This window comes from Streptomyces sp. cg36, from assembly GCF_041080675.1.
GTDB lineage: Bacteria > Actinomycetota > Actinomycetes > Streptomycetales > Streptomycetaceae > Streptomyces.
Map to the genome: position 1 here is coordinate 6,733,913 of NZ_CP163520.1, position 14,547 is coordinate 6,748,459.

The following is a 14,547-nucleotide window of genomic DNA, read 5'->3' on the forward strand; positions in this document are numbered from 1 at the left end:
TGAACCGTCAGATCTCGGCCGGTCCGGCCCGCCGGTTCCGTGGCCCGCCGCCGTCCGCCGCCTCAGCTCGCCGCCCGGCTCACCGGTAACGCCCAGATCTGCGCCGAGTCGAAGAGGTCGGAGGCGCGCGGGTGCGCGGACTCGTCGTGGCAGTGGAAGGCGGCCCAGAACAGATCGCCGCGCAGGGCGTCGCCGGGTGCGTAGACGCGGTACACGTACTGCCGTCCGTCGACGGCGAGCAGGGCGACCATCCAGCACATCGGGGCCCCCTTCCGCGGCAGCCGGGGCCGCTGTGTCGTACGGGAGGGGACGTGTGCGACGGCCTCGCGGTTGCCTACGAGGCGCGCGCCCGCCCTGCGCGCCCCTGAAAGGTAAAAACCGGAATCTCATCCATAAGGAGGAGAACCCGGTCATCCGTACCCACCCAACGTCGGACGCGCAATGCTTCCCTGCGGGGATGCCCGACGGCGGTTCCGCCTGATGGGGTGAGAGGGTGCACCTCCCGATCCCAGCCGTCCCCGCCCCGGCCCCCGCCGCGCCCGACCTCGAAGCCAGGCTCACCGACGAGATGGCCTCGGTGGTGGCGGGCGCCCGCAGACGGGCGCTGCGCGACGGCGACCGGCAGATCGACACGGCCCATCTGCTCCACTCGCTGCTGGAGGCGGACCCGTCGGCGCGGGACGCCTTCGACGGCGGCCCGCAGCTGGCCCGGGTGCTCGGCTACCTGGTGCAGCGCTCCATCGGATACGGGCTGCGCTGGCAGGGCTCGGTGGAGGACTCGGGGGCGATCCCGGCGCTCACCCAGCCCGGCTGGTCGCCCGCCGCCGTCACCGCGATGGAGACCGCGCTGTCCCGGGCGGCGGCCCGGCGCGACGCGCGGGTGCACGGCACCGACCTCCTCGCCGGGCTGCTGGCCGACCCCGAATGCCGCGCCGTGGAGGTCCTGGAGCACGCCGGGGCGGACGCGCGGGAGGTCGCGGCACGGCTCGCCTGAGCCCCGCCGTCTCGACAGGTGTCACAGGGGTGACGGTGCTGACTTCGCCTGTCATGATGTGCCGATGCAGGCGACTCAGGGGAGAAACGCCGGCCTGGGCTTCGCCCTGGGCTCGGCGTTCGCGTTCGGTGGATCGGGCGTCGCGGCCAAGCCGCTGATCGAGGCGGGGCTCGACCCGCTGCACGTGGTGTGGCTGCGGGTGACCGGCGCCGCGCTCGTCATGCTGCCCGTGGCCTGGCGCCACCGCGGCCTGCTGCTGCGCCGCCCCGCGCTGCTCACGGGGTTCGGGCTGCTCGCCGTCGCGGGCGTCCAGGCGTGCTACTTCGCCGCGATATCCCGCATCCCCGTCGGCGTCGCCCTGCTCGTGGAGTACCTGGCGCCCGCCCTCGTCCTCGGCTGGGTCCGGTTCGTCCAGCGCAGGCCGGTGAGCCGGGCCGCCGCCGTCGGCGTGGTGCTCGCGGTCGGCGGGCTGGCCTCCGTCGTGGAGATCTGGTCCGGGCTGAGCTTCGACGTCCTCGGACTGCTGCTCGCGCTCGGCGCGGCCTGCTGCCAGGTCGGCTACTTCGTCCTGTCCGACCAGGGCGGCGACACCGATGACGCCCCCGACCCGCTGGGCGTCATCGCGTACGGCCTGCTCATCGGCTCCCTGCTGCTCACCCTGGTCGCCCGCCCCTGGGGCATGGACTGGTCGGTGCTCGGCTCCGGCGTCGACATGAACGGCTCCCGGGTGCCCGCCGCGCTGCTGCTCGGCTGGATCGTGCTGATCGCCACCGTGATCGCGTACGTCACCGGGGTGATCTCGGTGCGCCGCCTCTCGCCGCAGGTCGCCGGGGTGGTCGCCTGTCTGGAGGCCGTCATCGCGACCGTGCTGGCCTGGGTGCTGCTGGGCGAGCACCTGGCCGCGCCGCAGATCGCGGGCGGCGCGGTGGTCCTGGTCGGCGCCTTCATCGCGCAGTCCGCCGCCCCCAGGGAAGCGAGCGGGCCGGTGGCCGGCGGGGACGCGCATCCGCTGCCCGCGCCCGGCGCCCCCGAAGACCGTTTGTCCGCCAGCGGGACCGCGCTCTAAGGTGACGCCCATGCATTCGACCGTACTGCCGCCTCCCGCCGCGTAACGCGGGCGGCGCATCCCAGAGCCTGTCGGTGACCCCGTCGTTCGCCCGGAGAGCGGGCGCGGCGGCGGTGCGCGGCCAGGCTCGCCCAGACGAGGACCGGGCTCGGGCAGTCCCCGAGCGGCTCGTCGCTGCCCGCGTACTCCAGGCATGCGACCCCTTCCCGTCTTCCTCTCCGGAGTACGTACGTGTCGAACCCCTCCTCCGCCCTGCCCGTCGGGCGCGGACTCCTCTACCTCGTCTTCGCCGGTGTCGCCTGGGGCACCGCGGGCGGCGCCGCCGCGCTGGTCTTCGGCGCCAGTGACCTCGGCCCGCTCGCCCTCTCCTTCTGGCGCTGCGTCGGCGGTCTCGCGCTGCTGCTCGCCGCCCGCGCGCTGCGGCGGCGCCGGGAGCCGCTCGCCCCGGCCGGACCCCGGCGCCGCGCGCTGCTGCGGATCCTCGGGAACGGCGTCGGCCTGGCCGTCTTCCAGAGCGCCTACTTCGCGGCCGTCGCCTCGACCGGGCTCGCCGTGGCGACCGTCGTCTGCCTCGGTGCCGGGCCCGTACTGATCGCGCTCGGGGCGCGGCTCGCCCTCGGCGAGCGGATCGGCGGCGCCGGGCTGACCGCCGCCGCCGGGGCGCTCGCCGGACTGGCGGTGCTGGTCCTCGGCAACGGCGGCGGCGCGGTGCGGCCCGCCGGGGTGCTGCTCGCCCTGCTCTCGGCCGCCGGTTACGCGGGGATCACCCTGCTCACCCGGTGGCTCGGCCGCGACGGGGCACCCGCCGACCCGTCCGCCACGACCGCCCGGGCGTTCGCGGTCGCCTCGGTCCTGCTGCTCCCGCTCGCGGGCGCGGAGGGGCTGGTGCCGCACACGGCCGAGCCGGTACGGGTGGCCGCGCTGCTGCTGTACGTGGCCGCGGTGCCCACCGCGCTCGCCTACGCGCTCTACTTCGCGGGCGCGGCCGTCGTCCGCTCCGCCACCGTCTCCGTGATCATGCTCCTGGAGCCGGTGAGCGCGGCGCTGCTGGCGGTCGCGGTCCTCGGGGAGCACCTGAGCGCCGCCACCGTCGGGGGCACCGCGCTGCTGCTGGTCGCGGTGGTGGGGCTGGCGGGCGCCGAGGCCCGGCTGGCGGCGCGGGCCCGGCGGCCGGTGGCCGGGGTCTGACCGTCACAGCGCGGCCAGGTACTCCGGCAGTGCCACCGACGGGTCGAGGTCGGCGGCCGGGAGCGGCTCGCCGTAGCCGCGCGCCAGCGGGAGCACGCCCGTCCAGTGGGGGAGCGCGCTGTCCTCGGGCTCGTCCTTGGGGCCGCCGGTGCGGATCTTCGCCGAGACCTCGTCGAGGTCGAGGCGGACGACGGCGGTCGCGGCGAGCTCCTTGGCGTTGGCCGGGCGGGAGTCGGCGGACCGGCCCGGCACCACCTGGTCGACGATCGCGTCCAGCGCGGTCCGCCGCTCCTCGGGGTCGGTGACCTCGTACGCGGTGCCCAGGACCACGACCGAGCGGTAGTTGACCGAGTGGTGGAAGGCGGAGCGGGCCAGGACCAGCCCGTCGACGTGGGTGACGGTCAGACAGACCGGGAGCCCCGCGGCGGTCCCGCCCGCCGTCCGCAGCGGGCGCGAGCCGGTCGAGCCGTGCACGTACAGCCGCCGGCCGACCCGTCCGTACAGCGTGGGCAGGACGACGGGCGCGCCGTCGCGCACGAAGCCGAGGTGGCAGAGGTATCCGTCGTCGAGTATCGCGTGCACCGTCTCGTGGTCGTAGGCGGCCCGCTCGCGCGAGCGGGTGGGCACGGTGCGCGCGGTGGGCTCGTAGGCGGCGGTGTCCGGCATTGCGCTCTCCATTGCACTAGTGCATAATCTGCTTTGTGCTAGGAGAATATCGGATCGCGGGCCGCCGTGCCGCGGAGATTGCCGCCGACGTGGAGCGCGCGGTGGGCGCGGGAGAGCTGGAGCCGGGTCAACTGCTGCCGCCGATGCGGGAGTTGGCGGCCGACCTCGGGGTCAATCCCAATACGGTCGCCGCCGCCTACCGGCTGCTGCGCGACCGGGGCGTCATCGAGACCGCCGGGCGGCGCGGCAGCCGGGTGCGCCCGCGCCCCGCCAGCACCGCGCGCGACGCCCAGCGCATCGAGGTGCCCACCGGCGTGCGCAACGTGGCGGACGGCAACCCGGACCCCGCCCTGCTGCCGCCGCTGGGCGGGGCGCTGGCCGCCGCCGCCCGCGACCACGCCGAACGGCCCACGCTGTACGGGCGGGAGCCGGTGGACCCGGAGCTCGCCCGGCTGGCCCGCGCGGCCTTCGACGCCGACGGGGTGCCCGAGGGGCCGGTCGGGGTCTTCTCCGGCTCGCTCGACGCCATCGAGCGGGTGCTCGCCGCGCATCTGCGGCCCGGCGACGCGGTCGCCATCGAGGACCCGGGCTGGGGCGCGCTGCTCGATCTGGTCCCGGCGCTCGGACTGCGCCCGGTGCCGGTCGCGCTGGACGACGAGGGGCCGCTGCCCGAAGCCGTGGACGCCGCTCTCGCGGCGGGCGCCCGGGCGCTGGTCGTCACCTGCCGGGCGCAGAACCCGACCGGCGCGGCCGTCGGCCCGGCCCGTGCCCGCGCGCTGCGTGGAGTCCTCGCCGCGCACCCCGGGGTGCTGCTCATCGAGGACGACCACGGGCACGGGATGGTGGACGTGCCGCTCAGCCCGCTGTCGCCGGTCACCGGGCACTGGGCCTTCGTCCGGTCGGTGGCCAAGGCGTACGGGCCGGACCTGCGGCTCGCCCTGGTCACCGGTGACGCGGTCACCCTGGACCGGGTGCGCGGCCGGCAGCGGCTCGGCCCCGGCTGGGTCAGCCGGATCCTCCAGCGGACCGTCGTCCACCTGTGGACCTCGCAGGCGCTCGACGCCTCCCGGGTGGCCCGCTCGTACGGGGAGCGCCGGGACACCCTGGTGCGGGCGCTGCGGCGGCGGGGCGTCGAGGCGCACGGGCGCAGCGGGTTCAGCGTGTGGGTGCCGGTGCCCGACGAGACGGCGGCGGTGGCGCGGCTGCTGCACGCCGGGTGGGCGGTGGCGCCGGGCGCGCGCTTCCGGATGGCGTCGCCGCCGGGCATCCGGCTGACCGTCTCCACGCTCGCCCCGGACGACATCGGCCCCGCCGCCGACGCGGTGGCGGCGGCCACCGGGTCGGCGCCGGGGCGCAGATACGACTAGGGCGACGACCAGCGCCTACGGCTGGGGCCGGGCGGCCTGCTCGGGGGCGGGTTCCCGGGCGGCGGCCGAGGGGTCCTCGGGGCCGGTCCGGGGCGTGGGGCGGCTCTGCGTCAGGGCCGCGCCCGCGAGGACGATCACCGCGCCGACCGGGGTGTTCCAGCTCAGGCCCTCGCCGAGCAGACCAACCCCGGCGGCGGTGGCGATGACCGGGATGAAGTAGGTGACCATCTGGGCGGTGGTCGGGCCGACCTCGTTGACCAGGCCGTACTGGACCAGCACCGCGAGGCCGGTGCCGAAGGCGCCGAGCGCCGCGACGGCCAGCAGCGGCACGGCCGGGAACGAGGTCGGGAAACCCGCGAACAGCGGGGTGACCAGCGCGAGTTGCAGGGTCGCCAGACCGAGCTGGGAGCCGATCAGCGACAGGTTGGAGTGGCCCGAGCCCGCCAGCGTCCGGCGGACGTAGATCCAGCCGACCGGGTAGCAGAGCGAGGCCAGCAGGGCCAGGGCCGTGCCCGTCAGGTCCAGGCCGTCGAAGCCCTGCCAGGCGCCCAGGACCGTGAGCACCCCGAGGAAGCCGAGGCCCAGGCCCGCCACCCGGCGCCGGGTGGGCCGGTCCTCGGAGAGCGCCACCAGCGACAGGGCCATGCCCCACAGCGGTGAGGTCGCGTTGCAGATCCCGGCCAGGGTGGAGGGGATCGTCAGCTCCGAGTAGGCGAAGAGGGAGAACGGCAGCGCGTTCAGGAGCAGCGCCGCGACCGTCAGGTGCAGCCAGGTGCGCCGGCCGCGCGGCAGCCGCTCCCGCTTGACGGCCATGGCCGCGGCGAGCACCGCCGTACCGAAGAACAGCCGCCCGAAGGTGACCTGGAAGGGGGCGTAGCCGTCGGTGCCGACCTTGATCAGCAGGAAGCTGAAGCCCCATATCAGCGAGAGCGCCGCGAACCGCAGGCGCCAGTCCAGCGCCGGACGGCGGTGCGCCGGTGCGGTGGTGGGGGAGGCGGGGGGCGACTGGGGCCGGGAGGAGGCGACGGTGCTCATGACCGTCAGCTTGGGGTGTTCAACCTCGTAGCACAAGCGAGAAAACGTGGACCGGTTCGGTTAGCATCGCTTATATGTTGAATCTGGAGCGCCTGCGGACCCTCGACGCGGTGGCCCGCCACGGCTCGGTCGGCGGCGCCGCCGACAATCTGCACGTGACGACCTCGGCCGTCTCCCAGCAACTGGCCAAGCTGGAGCGGGAGGCGGGCCAGCCGCTGCTCGCCAAGAGCGGGCGGGGCGTGCGGCTCACCGACGCCGGGCGGCTGCTCGCCGAGCACGCCGCGCGGATCCTCTCCCAGGTCCAGGTCGCCCAGGCCGATCTGGAGGCCCAGCGCGGCCGGGTGGTGGGCGAGCTGCGGATCGCGGGCTTCGCCACCGCCGCGCGCGGCCTCTTCCCGGCCGCGCTCACCGCGCTGCGCGCCGACCACCCCCAGCTGTCGGTGCGCTCCGACGAGCTGGAGGCGGACGAGTCGGTGCGCGGCGTGCAGCTCGGCGACCTCGATCTGGCGGTGGTGCTCGACTGGTACAACAGGCCGCTGCCGCTGCCCGACGGGCTGGCCAAGCGCTCGCTGCTGGACGACCTCGCGGATGTGGCGATGCCGGCCGGGCACCCCCTCGCGGGCGAGGAGGCGGTGGAGCTGGAGCAGTTCGCCGAGGACGAGTGGATCACCTGGCCGGAGGGCGAGTTCTGCCACGACTGGCTGATGTTCACGCTGCGCGGCAAGGGCGTCGAGCCGAGGATCGGCCATGTGGCGCGCGAGCACACCACCCAACTGGCCCTGGTGGAGGCCGGGTTGGGGGTGAGCGTGGCGCCGCGCCTGGGGCGCGGTCCGGTGCCGGACGGGGTGCGGGTGGTGCCCGTGAGGGGCGCGATGCACCGCCATGTGTACGCGGTGTGGCGCGCGGACGCGGACGGTCGCCCCTCGGTCCGGGCGGCGGTCGAGGCGCTGGCGCGGGCGGGCGCGCGGCTCACCCACTGAGGTGCGGGCGCCGGGCTCAGGCGCGGGCCCCGGGCCCGAGGCACGGGCGCCGCGCCAGAAAGTGCGGGGGAGCCGGGCCCGAGGCAGGGACGCCGGGCCTGAAGTGCGGGCCCCGGGCCCGAGGCGCGGGCGCCGCGCCTGAATGCGGGGCGCCGGGCCCGAAAGCGCGGCCACCGGGCCGTTTTACCGCTCGAACGCCCCGCCCAGTTTCCGGAAGTCCCACGACACGATCGCGTCCGGGGTCAGCCGGAGCCAGGCGTGCCCGCCGTCGTGGACCATCTCGGGCAGGCCGAAGTTCTTGGCGGCGAACTCGGCCTCCACGCCGTCCAGTTCGGCGCAGGGCTCGCCGGTGCGGGGCGCCTCGCCGACCGGTACCGCCGTGCCCCGCAGCTCGACCCCGCGCAGCTCCCCGTACGACTCGCCCGCGTCCACCACCACCGCGATCCGGGGGTCCTTGGCCAGCTGCGACCAGCGCAGGCTGCGGGTGACCGAGTAGAGCCACAGCGAGCTTCCGTCCCACACGTACCAGAGGGCGCCGACGTGCGGGCGGCCGTCGGAGGCGACCGTGGCGACCCGGCAGGTGCGCTGTTCGGCGAGGAACGCGTCGCGCTCGCCGTCCGTCATCATGATCCGGCGGCCCCGGCGCTGGGTGGTGGCCATCTGCGGCTCCTTCGCGTCGACAGCGGTGCGCCTGCCAGCTTTCTGACTAGGTGTCAGAAATCATGGCGTGCCCTTCCCTCGTCGCGCAATGGCCGTTAGCCTCCCGCGCCATGGCGGTGAACGAACGGCTGGCCCGACAGCTGCACCCGGACTCCACCGTGCTGCTGACCGTCGAGTGCCAGCGGGGCGTGGTCGGACCCGACAGCGCCCTGCCCGAACTCGCCGAGGCGGCCCGCTCGTCCGGAGCCCTGCACAACGTGGCGCGGCTGGTCGCCGCCGCCCACGAGACGGGCGTCCAAGTGGTGCACGCGGTGGCCGAACGGCGACCGGACGGGCGCGGCGCCTCCCGCAACGCCCGGCTCTTCCGCGCCGCCGAACGCCTCCCCGTACAGCAGTACGCGGGCACCACGGCGGTGCGGATCGCCGACGGGATCGAGGTCGCCGACGAGGACCTGGTGGTGCGCAGGCTGCACGGGCTCTCGCCGCTCGCCGGGACCGGCGTGGACGCGCTGCTGCGCAACCTCGGCTGCGCGACCCTCGTCGTCACCGGCGTCTCGGCCAACGTGGCCGTCCCCAACGCGGTCTTCGACGCGGTCAACCTCGGCTACACCGCCGTCGTCCCGGCGGACGCGATCGCGGGCGTGCCGGTCGCGTACGTGCCCGCGATGGTCCGCAACACCCTGGCCCTGGTCGCCACGGTCACCACGACCGACGACGTCGTGGCCTGTCTGAGGGGGCCGCGCCCGGCCGCCCGTACGGCGGCCGGTTCCCCCGGGGCGCGGCCCGCCGGTCCGGCCTGAGCCCGTGGCCGGGCTCAGGCCAGCCTGATCGTGCCCCCCTCCACCGCGATCTTCTTGGCGGGGAGCGGGCGCGGCGCCGGACCGGCCTTGACGCCGCCGGTCGCCGGGTCGTACTTGCTGCCGTGGCAGGGGCAGTTGATCGTGCCGCCGGCCACGTCCTTGACCGTGCAGCCCTGGTGGGTGCAGACGGCGGAGAACGCCTTGAAGGTGCCCGCCGTCGGCTGGGTCACCACCACGCCCTGGTCGGCGAAGACCTTGCCGCCGCCCTGCGGGATGTCGGCGGTCTTCGCCAGCACCGCGCCCCCGGCGGCAGCCGCGCCGCCCCCGGCCGTGCCGCCCGTCCCTCCCGTACCCCCGTCACCGGAGGAGGCGGGTGCCTTGCCGGAGTCGTCCGAGCCGCCGCACGCGGTGAGTGCGGCGGCGAGCCCGGCCCCGCCCACCGCCGCGACGACGGTACGGCGGGCCGGGCCCTGATCGGACGGAAGCGTCTGGGTGCTCATCCTGGCTTTCCCTTCACCTTGCTGCTCGGGGGTTGCGTGAAGGGATACGCACCCTCGCGCCCGGTCGTTCAGACGCCGAGGGATTTCTTCAGGAAGTCGACTTCGAGCCGCAGCAGGGTGTCGGCCACGCCCTCCTCGGTGACCAGATGGGTGGAGTCCGGCAGCGGCAGCACGCTGTGCGGGCGGCCGGCCGCGAGCAGCGCCCGGGAGAACCGCAGCAGATGCGCGGGCACCACGTTGTCGTCCAGCATCCCCTGCACCAGCAGCAGCGGCCGGGTCAGCCGGTGGGCGTGCGCGACCAGCGAGCAGCGCGCGTAGTTCTCCGGCTGGACGCCGGGGTGGCCGAGGTAGCGCTCCTTCCAGTGCGTGTCGTACAGCGCGAGGTCGGTCGGCGCCGCGCCCGCCACCGCCGCGTGGAAGACGTCCGGCCGGTGCAGCACGGCCGCCGCCGCCAGATAGCCGCCGAACGACCAGCCCCGGATGCCGACCCGCTCCGGGTCCAGGTCGTCCGGGTAGCGGGCGAGCGCCGCCCGTACGGCGTCCACCTGGTCGTCGAGCACGGGCGTCAGCTGGTCGCCGTGGACGGTCCTGCGCCATGCCGCGCCGCGCCCGGGGGTGCCGCGCCCGTCGATGGACAGCACCGCGAACCCCTGCTCGGCGAACCACTGGTTCACCGCGTGGAACCAGACGCTGGACCGGACCACCGTCTGCACGCCCGGGCCCGCGTACGAGTGGACGAGCACGGGCAGCCGGGCCGCGCCCTCGCGGTGCCCGGACGGCAGGTACAGGGCGGTGCGCAGCTCGCGCTCGCCCAGCGCCAGGAACACCGGCACCGGGGAGACCAGCGGCTGCTCGGTCAGCACCGCGACGCGCCCGCCGGGCCGTCCCCCGCGCAAGACGGTGACGGTGTGCCCGTGCGGGGTGCGGCTGTCCACGACGAGGGTGTCGCCGCCCACGGCGGCGGTGTGCACACCGGGCTCGTCGGTGACCCGGCGGCATCCGGCACCCGGGGTGCGGGCCCAGACGTGGGTCTCGGTCGGCTCGTCGCTCGCCGTGAAGTAGACCGTGTCACCGGCCCGGCCGAGCACCGCCCGTACGTCCAGCTCCGCCGGTACGTCGGCGCCGAGCGCGGCGCCGGAGCGGGCGAGCGCGGTGGCGCCGGGCAGGAACTCCATCCAGGTGCCGGCATGCTGACGGTCCGTCACCGTCGTCCCGCCGCTCACCGGGTCGATGTCCAGGCGGTGGGCGGTGCGCTGGTCGCGGGTCTGGACCGTGGCGTACGGCCCCGCCGCGTCCCAGCCGCCCTCCACCACGTACTCGAAGGCCGGGTCGGTCCACGCGCCCGCCGGGTGGGTCGCCGGGTCCGCCGCGGCGGGCAGCCGGACCCGGGTCCGGCCGCCGTCCAGGCGCAGGAGGTGCAGGGACAGCTCCGCGTTGGGGGTGCCCGCGGCCGGGTACCGCAGGGTGCGCGGCGCCCGCTCGGGGCGGGACGCGTCGGCCAGGTGCCAGTGCCCCACGGGCGAGGTGTCCGCCCGCACGGCCAGCAGCGCCGAGCCGTCCGGCGCCCACCAGGAGCTGCGCTCGCGGCCGATCGACTCGGCCGAGACGTGGTCGGCCAGACCGTAGGTGACCTCCGGCCCCTCCGGCACCGCGAGCGGGCGGTCACCGGTGCCGTCGGCGCGCACGACGTGCAGCGCGCCGTCCGTCACGTACGAGACCAGCGTCCCGTCGGGGGAGAGCCGGGGGTCGACGGCCGGGCCCGCCGTGGGCAGCGGGCGCGGGGCGCCGCCGTCGGTGCCGACCAGCCAGAGCTCCCCGGCGAGGGCGAACACCGCCGTGCGCACGGCCGCGTCCGTGGCGTAGCCGACGACGCCCCGCCCGGTCTCGCGGGCCCGTTCGCGGCGGATCCGCTCGGCCTCCGGTACCTCCTGGCCGTCGTCGCCGAGCGCGCGGGGATCGACCAGCACCCGCTCGCCGCCGTCCTCGAACAGCCACAGCGAGCTCGTGGTGGAGCGTCCCCCGGCGGTGCGGAGGAACAGGATCCGCTCGCCGTCGGGGGAGACGGTGAACTGCCGGGGCGCACCCAGCGTGAAGCGCGCGGTGCGGGCGAACTGGAGGGGGAAGTCCTCGGCGGGGAGCGCGCCGGTGAGCGGCCCCTCGGCGCTCGTTCCTTCGGTGGCCCGTGTGTCCGTGGTCCGTCCTGCGGCGTGCTGTGCTTCGGTGCTCGGTCCTTCGGTGGCGCGGTCGTACGGCATGCGGAAACGTCCCTTCGTGAATAAGTGATCGAACGGTCGCACCCGTCCACGTAGCCTGGACCGATGCTCAATGAAGTCACAGCGACCCGCTATGTGACGCCGCTGCGTGAGGGCGGCTCACTCCCCGGGATCGTCGAGGCCGACGACCTCGGCACGTACGTCATGAAGTTCACCGGCGCAGGACAGGGCCGCAAGACCCTCGTCGCGGAGGTGATCTGCGGTGAACTCGCGAGGCGCCTGGGTCTGCGCGTCCCCGAACTGGTCACCATTCAGCTCGACCCGGTGATCGGGCTCTCGGAGCCGGACCAGGAGGTGCAGGAGCTGCTGAAGGCGAGCGGCGGGCTGAACCTGGGAATGGACTACTTGCCGGGCTCGCTCGGATTCGACCCGCTCGCCTACGAGGTGAGCCCCGCCGAGGCGGGCAAGGTCGTCTGGTTCGACGCGCTGATCAACAACGTCGACCGTTCGTGGCGGAACCCTAACATGCTGGTCTGGCACGGCGATCTGTGGCTCATCGACCACGGCGCCACCATGATCTGGCACCACAACTGGCCGGGCGCGGCGGCCTCCGCGGCCAAGCCGTACGACGCCTCGGACCACGCGCTCGCGCCGTACGGCCCCGATGTGGCCTCGGCCGCCGCCGAGTTGGCGCCGCTGGTCACCGAGGAGCTGCTGACCGAGGTGACCGCGCTGGTGCCGGACGAGTGGCTGGTGGACGAGCCCGGCTTCGGCTCGACGGACGAGCTGCGCCGCGCGTACGTGGCGCCGCTGCTGGCCCGCGCCGCCGGGATCCACGAGCGGATCACGGTCGGCGCGCGCACCGAGGACCGGCCCTCGCAGGCGCCGGGCTGGCTCGCCGAGCGCCTCGCACCCCGTCCGCACGCCACCCAGAACAGCGAGAACCCCGGCCAGTGAACGACCGCAACGTCTTCGAGTACGCGCTGCTGCGCGTGGTGCCGCGCGTGGAGCGCGGCGAGTTCTTCAACGCCGGGGTGGTGCTCTACTGCCGCGCCGAGTCCTTCGTGGTGGCCCGGACCCATCTGGACGAGACCAAGCTGGCGGCGCTCGACCCGCGCGCGGACGTGGTCGGGGTCCGGGCGGCGCTGCGGGCCGTCGAGGGCGTCTGCTCGGGCGGCCCGGCGGCGGGCCAGGCGGCCGGGGACGACGCCGGGCGGCGCTTCCGCTGGCTGATCGCGCCGCGCTCGACGGTCGTCCAGCCGGGGCCGGTGCACACCGGGCTCACCCGGGACCCGGCCGCCGAGGCCGAGCGGCTGCTCGACGTGCTGGTGCGCTGAGGGCCCATGCGCGCGCCCGCGCCGGCCGCCCGCGGGGCGGGCCGCGCGGGTGTGAGGTTCGCCGGGGGATCCGTGGCCCGTTGACACCGGGTGCCAGGGCTTCTAGCGTCTCGACTGCTGAAGCTACTAAGCGGTTGCTCAGGGACGAGGAGCCGCGGATCCCCAGGGCGAGGAGAACAGCATGTCCACCACCGAGCAGCGCGTCGCCATCGTGACCGGGGCGGCGCGCGGCATTGGCGCCGCCACCGCCGTCCGGCTCGCGGCCGAGGGCCGCGCGGTCGCCGTACTCGACCTCGACGAGGCGGCCTGCAAGGACACCGTCGAGAAGATCACCTCGGCGGGCGGCCGGGCGATCGCCGTCGGCTGCGACGTCTCCGACAGCGCCCAGGTGGAGGCCGCCGTGGCGCGGGTCGCCGCCGAGCTCGGCGCGCCGACGATCCTCGTCAACAACGCGGGCGTGCTCCGCGACAACCTGCTCTTCAAGATGTCCGAGTCCGACTGGGACACGGTGATGAACGTGCACCTCAAGGGCGCGTTCCTGATGGCCAAGGCCGTTCAGAAGCACATGGTCGACGCGGGCTGGGGCCGGATCGTCTCGCTCTCCTCGTCCTCCGCGCTCGGCAACCGGGGCCAGGCCAACTACGCCGCCGTCAAGGCCGGTCTCCAGGGCTTCACCAAGACCCTCGCCAAGGAGCTGGGCAAGTTCGGCATCACGGCCAACGCCGTCGCCCCCGGCTTCATCGTCACCGAGATGACCGCGCAGACCGCCGAGCGCATCGGCATGGGCTTCGAGGACTTCCAGGCCGCGGCGGCCACCCAGATCCCGGTGCAGCGGGTCGGTAAGCCGGAGGACATCGCCAACGCCATCGCCTTCTTCAGCGGCGACGACGCGGGCTTCGTCTCCGGCCAGGTGCTGTACGTGGCCGGCGGACCCCTCAACTGAAGCCCGGAGGAATCGACATGACGGACCATCAGCTCCCGGAGCCCTCCGGCAGGGTCGCCCTCGTCACCGGCGCGAGCCGGGGCATCGGCTACGGCGTCGCCGAGGCGCTGGTCGCCCGCGGCGACCGCGTCTGCATCACCGGCCGGGGCGAGGACGCCCTCAAGGAGGCCGTCGACCGGCTCGGCCCCGACCGGGCGATCGCGGTCGCCGGCAAGGCCCACGACGAGGCCCACCAGGCGATCGCGGTGGAGCGCGCCATGGAGGCGTTCGGCCGGGTCGACTACCTGGTCAACAACGCCGGGACCAACCCGGTCTACTCACCGATGGCCGAGCTCGACCTGAACGTGGCGCGCAAGGTGTACGAGACCAATGTGATCTCCGCGCTCGGCTTCGCCCAGCAGACCTGGAAGGCGTGGCAGAAGGAGAACGGCGGCGCGATCGTGAACATCGCCTCCGTCGCCGGTCTCGCCCCGTCGCCCTTCATCGGCGCGTACGGCATGAGCAAGGCGGCCATGGTCAATCTGACCCTCCAGCTGGCGCACGAGTTCGCGCCCGGGGTGCGGGTCAACGCCATCGCCCCGGCGGTGGTCAAGACCAAGTTCGCCCAGGCGCTCTACGAGGGCCGCGAGGAGGAGGCCGCGGCGGCCTACCCCCTCAAGCGGCTCGGGGTGCCCTCCGACATCGGGGGAGCGGTCGCCTTCCTCACCTCCGAGCAGTCGGCGTGGGTGACCGGGCAGACCCTGGTGGTCGACGGCGGACTGTTCCTCGGCGCGGGCGTGCACTGACGCGTCCGCGCGC

16 protein-coding genes are annotated in these 14,547 nt (G+C 75.0%); 10 read left to right on the forward strand and 6 right to left on the reverse strand.

From position 1 onward, the window contains the following. Positions 1-62: 62 nt before the first annotated feature. A complete protein-coding gene (locus AB5J87_RS29990; protein WP_369381080.1) occupies positions 63-260 on the reverse strand; it encodes a hypothetical protein in 198 nt (65 codons plus the stop codon). A gap of 308 nt (positions 261-568) precedes the next feature. Between AB5J87_RS29990 and AB5J87_RS29995 the strand changes: the two genes are divergently transcribed. From AB5J87_RS29995 to AB5J87_RS30005, 3 genes are all read left to right on the forward strand, one after another. Next, on the forward strand, positions 569-994 hold the full coding sequence (locus AB5J87_RS29995) for a Clp protease N-terminal domain-containing protein (protein ID WP_369383714.1): 426 nt from the start codon (positions 569-571) through the stop codon (positions 992-994). A 64-nt stretch (positions 995-1,058) separates the two neighbouring features. Next, the gene (locus tag AB5J87_RS30000; RefSeq protein WP_369381081.1) at positions 1,059-2,060 is read left to right on the forward strand and encodes a DMT family transporter; all 1,002 of its coding nucleotides are present in this window, start codon (positions 1,059-1,061) and stop codon (positions 2,058-2,060) included. Positions 2,061-2,291: 231 nt separating this feature from the next. Further along, positions 2,292-3,248: a DMT family transporter gene (locus tag AB5J87_RS30005; RefSeq protein ID WP_369381083.1), complete on the forward strand. Its 957-nt coding sequence runs from the start codon at positions 2,292-2,294 to the stop codon at positions 3,246-3,248. A gap of 3 nt (positions 3,249-3,251) precedes the next feature. Here AB5J87_RS30005 and AB5J87_RS30010 read toward each other — a convergent pair whose 3' ends face one another. Continuing rightward, positions 3,252-3,914 carry a pyridoxamine 5'-phosphate oxidase family protein gene (locus tag AB5J87_RS30010; protein WP_369381086.1) on the reverse strand — a complete coding sequence of 221 codons (663 nt, stop codon included), beginning with the start codon at positions 3,912-3,914 and terminating at the stop codon, positions 3,252-3,254. 35 nt (positions 3,915-3,949) lie between these two features. On the opposite strand from AB5J87_RS30010, the gene AB5J87_RS30015 reads away from it, so the two are divergent. Continuing rightward, positions 3,950-5,281 carry an aminotransferase class I/II-fold pyridoxal phosphate-dependent enzyme gene (locus AB5J87_RS30015; protein WP_369381087.1) on the forward strand — a complete coding sequence of 444 codons (1,332 nt, stop codon included), beginning with the start codon at positions 3,950-3,952 and terminating at the stop codon, positions 5,279-5,281. Between the two features lie 15 nt (positions 5,282-5,296). Here the strand turns inward: AB5J87_RS30015 and AB5J87_RS30020 are convergent, their stop codons facing one another. Continuing rightward, positions 5,297-6,316 carry a DMT family transporter gene (locus AB5J87_RS30020; RefSeq protein WP_369381089.1) on the reverse strand — a complete coding sequence of 340 codons (1,020 nt, stop codon included), beginning with the start codon at positions 6,314-6,316 and terminating at the stop codon, positions 5,297-5,299. A 74-nt stretch (positions 6,317-6,390) separates the two neighbouring features. On the opposite strand from AB5J87_RS30020, the gene AB5J87_RS30025 reads away from it, so the two are divergent. Further along, positions 6,391-7,296, forward strand: coding sequence for a LysR family transcriptional regulator (locus AB5J87_RS30025; RefSeq protein ID WP_369381091.1), 906 nt, complete (start codon positions 6,391-6,393; stop codon positions 7,294-7,296). A 183-nt stretch (positions 7,297-7,479) separates the two neighbouring features. On the opposite strand, the gene AB5J87_RS30030 is transcribed toward AB5J87_RS30025, so the two are convergent. Continuing rightward, a complete protein-coding gene (locus AB5J87_RS30030) occupies positions 7,480-7,956 on the reverse strand; it encodes a pyridoxamine 5'-phosphate oxidase family protein (RefSeq protein ID WP_369381093.1) in 477 nt (158 codons plus the stop codon). A 110-nt stretch (positions 7,957-8,066) separates the two neighbouring features. Between AB5J87_RS30030 and AB5J87_RS30035 the strand changes: the two genes are divergently transcribed. Continuing rightward, on the forward strand, positions 8,067-8,756 hold the full coding sequence (locus AB5J87_RS30035; protein ID WP_369381094.1) for a cysteine hydrolase: 690 nt from the start codon (positions 8,067-8,069) through the stop codon (positions 8,754-8,756). Between the two features lie 14 nt (positions 8,757-8,770). Here the strand turns inward: AB5J87_RS30035 and AB5J87_RS30040 are convergent, their stop codons facing one another. Together AB5J87_RS30040 and AB5J87_RS30045 are read right to left on the reverse strand one after the other, a co-directional pair. After that, positions 8,771-9,256, reverse strand: coding sequence for a Rieske (2Fe-2S) protein (locus tag AB5J87_RS30040; protein WP_369381096.1), 486 nt, complete (start codon positions 9,254-9,256; stop codon positions 8,771-8,773). 68 nt (positions 9,257-9,324) lie between these two features. Continuing rightward, on the reverse strand, positions 9,325-11,511 hold the full coding sequence (locus AB5J87_RS30045) for a prolyl oligopeptidase family serine peptidase (RefSeq protein ID WP_369381098.1): 2,187 nt from the start codon (positions 11,509-11,511) through the stop codon (positions 9,325-9,327). A 63-nt stretch (positions 11,512-11,574) separates the two neighbouring features. Here AB5J87_RS30045 and AB5J87_RS30050 point away from each other — a divergent pair, with 63 nt between their 5' ends. From AB5J87_RS30050 to AB5J87_RS30065, 4 genes are all read left to right on the forward strand, one after another. After that, entirely contained in the window at positions 11,575-12,426 is an 852-nt protein-coding gene (locus AB5J87_RS30050; RefSeq protein ID WP_369381099.1) for a HipA family kinase, read from the forward strand. After that, positions 12,423-12,806 (forward strand): DUF3037 domain-containing protein, encoded by a 384-nt coding sequence (locus tag AB5J87_RS30055; RefSeq protein WP_369381102.1) that lies wholly within the window; start codon positions 12,423-12,425, stop codon positions 12,804-12,806. The genes AB5J87_RS30050 and AB5J87_RS30055 overlap by 4 nt, the downstream gene beginning before the upstream one ends. 181 nt (positions 12,807-12,987) lie before the next feature. After that, positions 12,988-13,749, forward strand: coding sequence for a 3-oxoacyl-ACP reductase FabG (gene fabG, locus AB5J87_RS30060; protein ID WP_369381104.1), 762 nt, complete (start codon positions 12,988-12,990; stop codon positions 13,747-13,749). Positions 13,750-13,766: 17 nt separating this feature from the next. Further along, entirely contained in the window at positions 13,767-14,534 is a 768-nt protein-coding gene (locus tag AB5J87_RS30065; protein WP_369381106.1) for an SDR family oxidoreductase, read from the forward strand. The last annotated feature ends 13 nt before the right edge of the window (positions 14,535-14,547 follow it).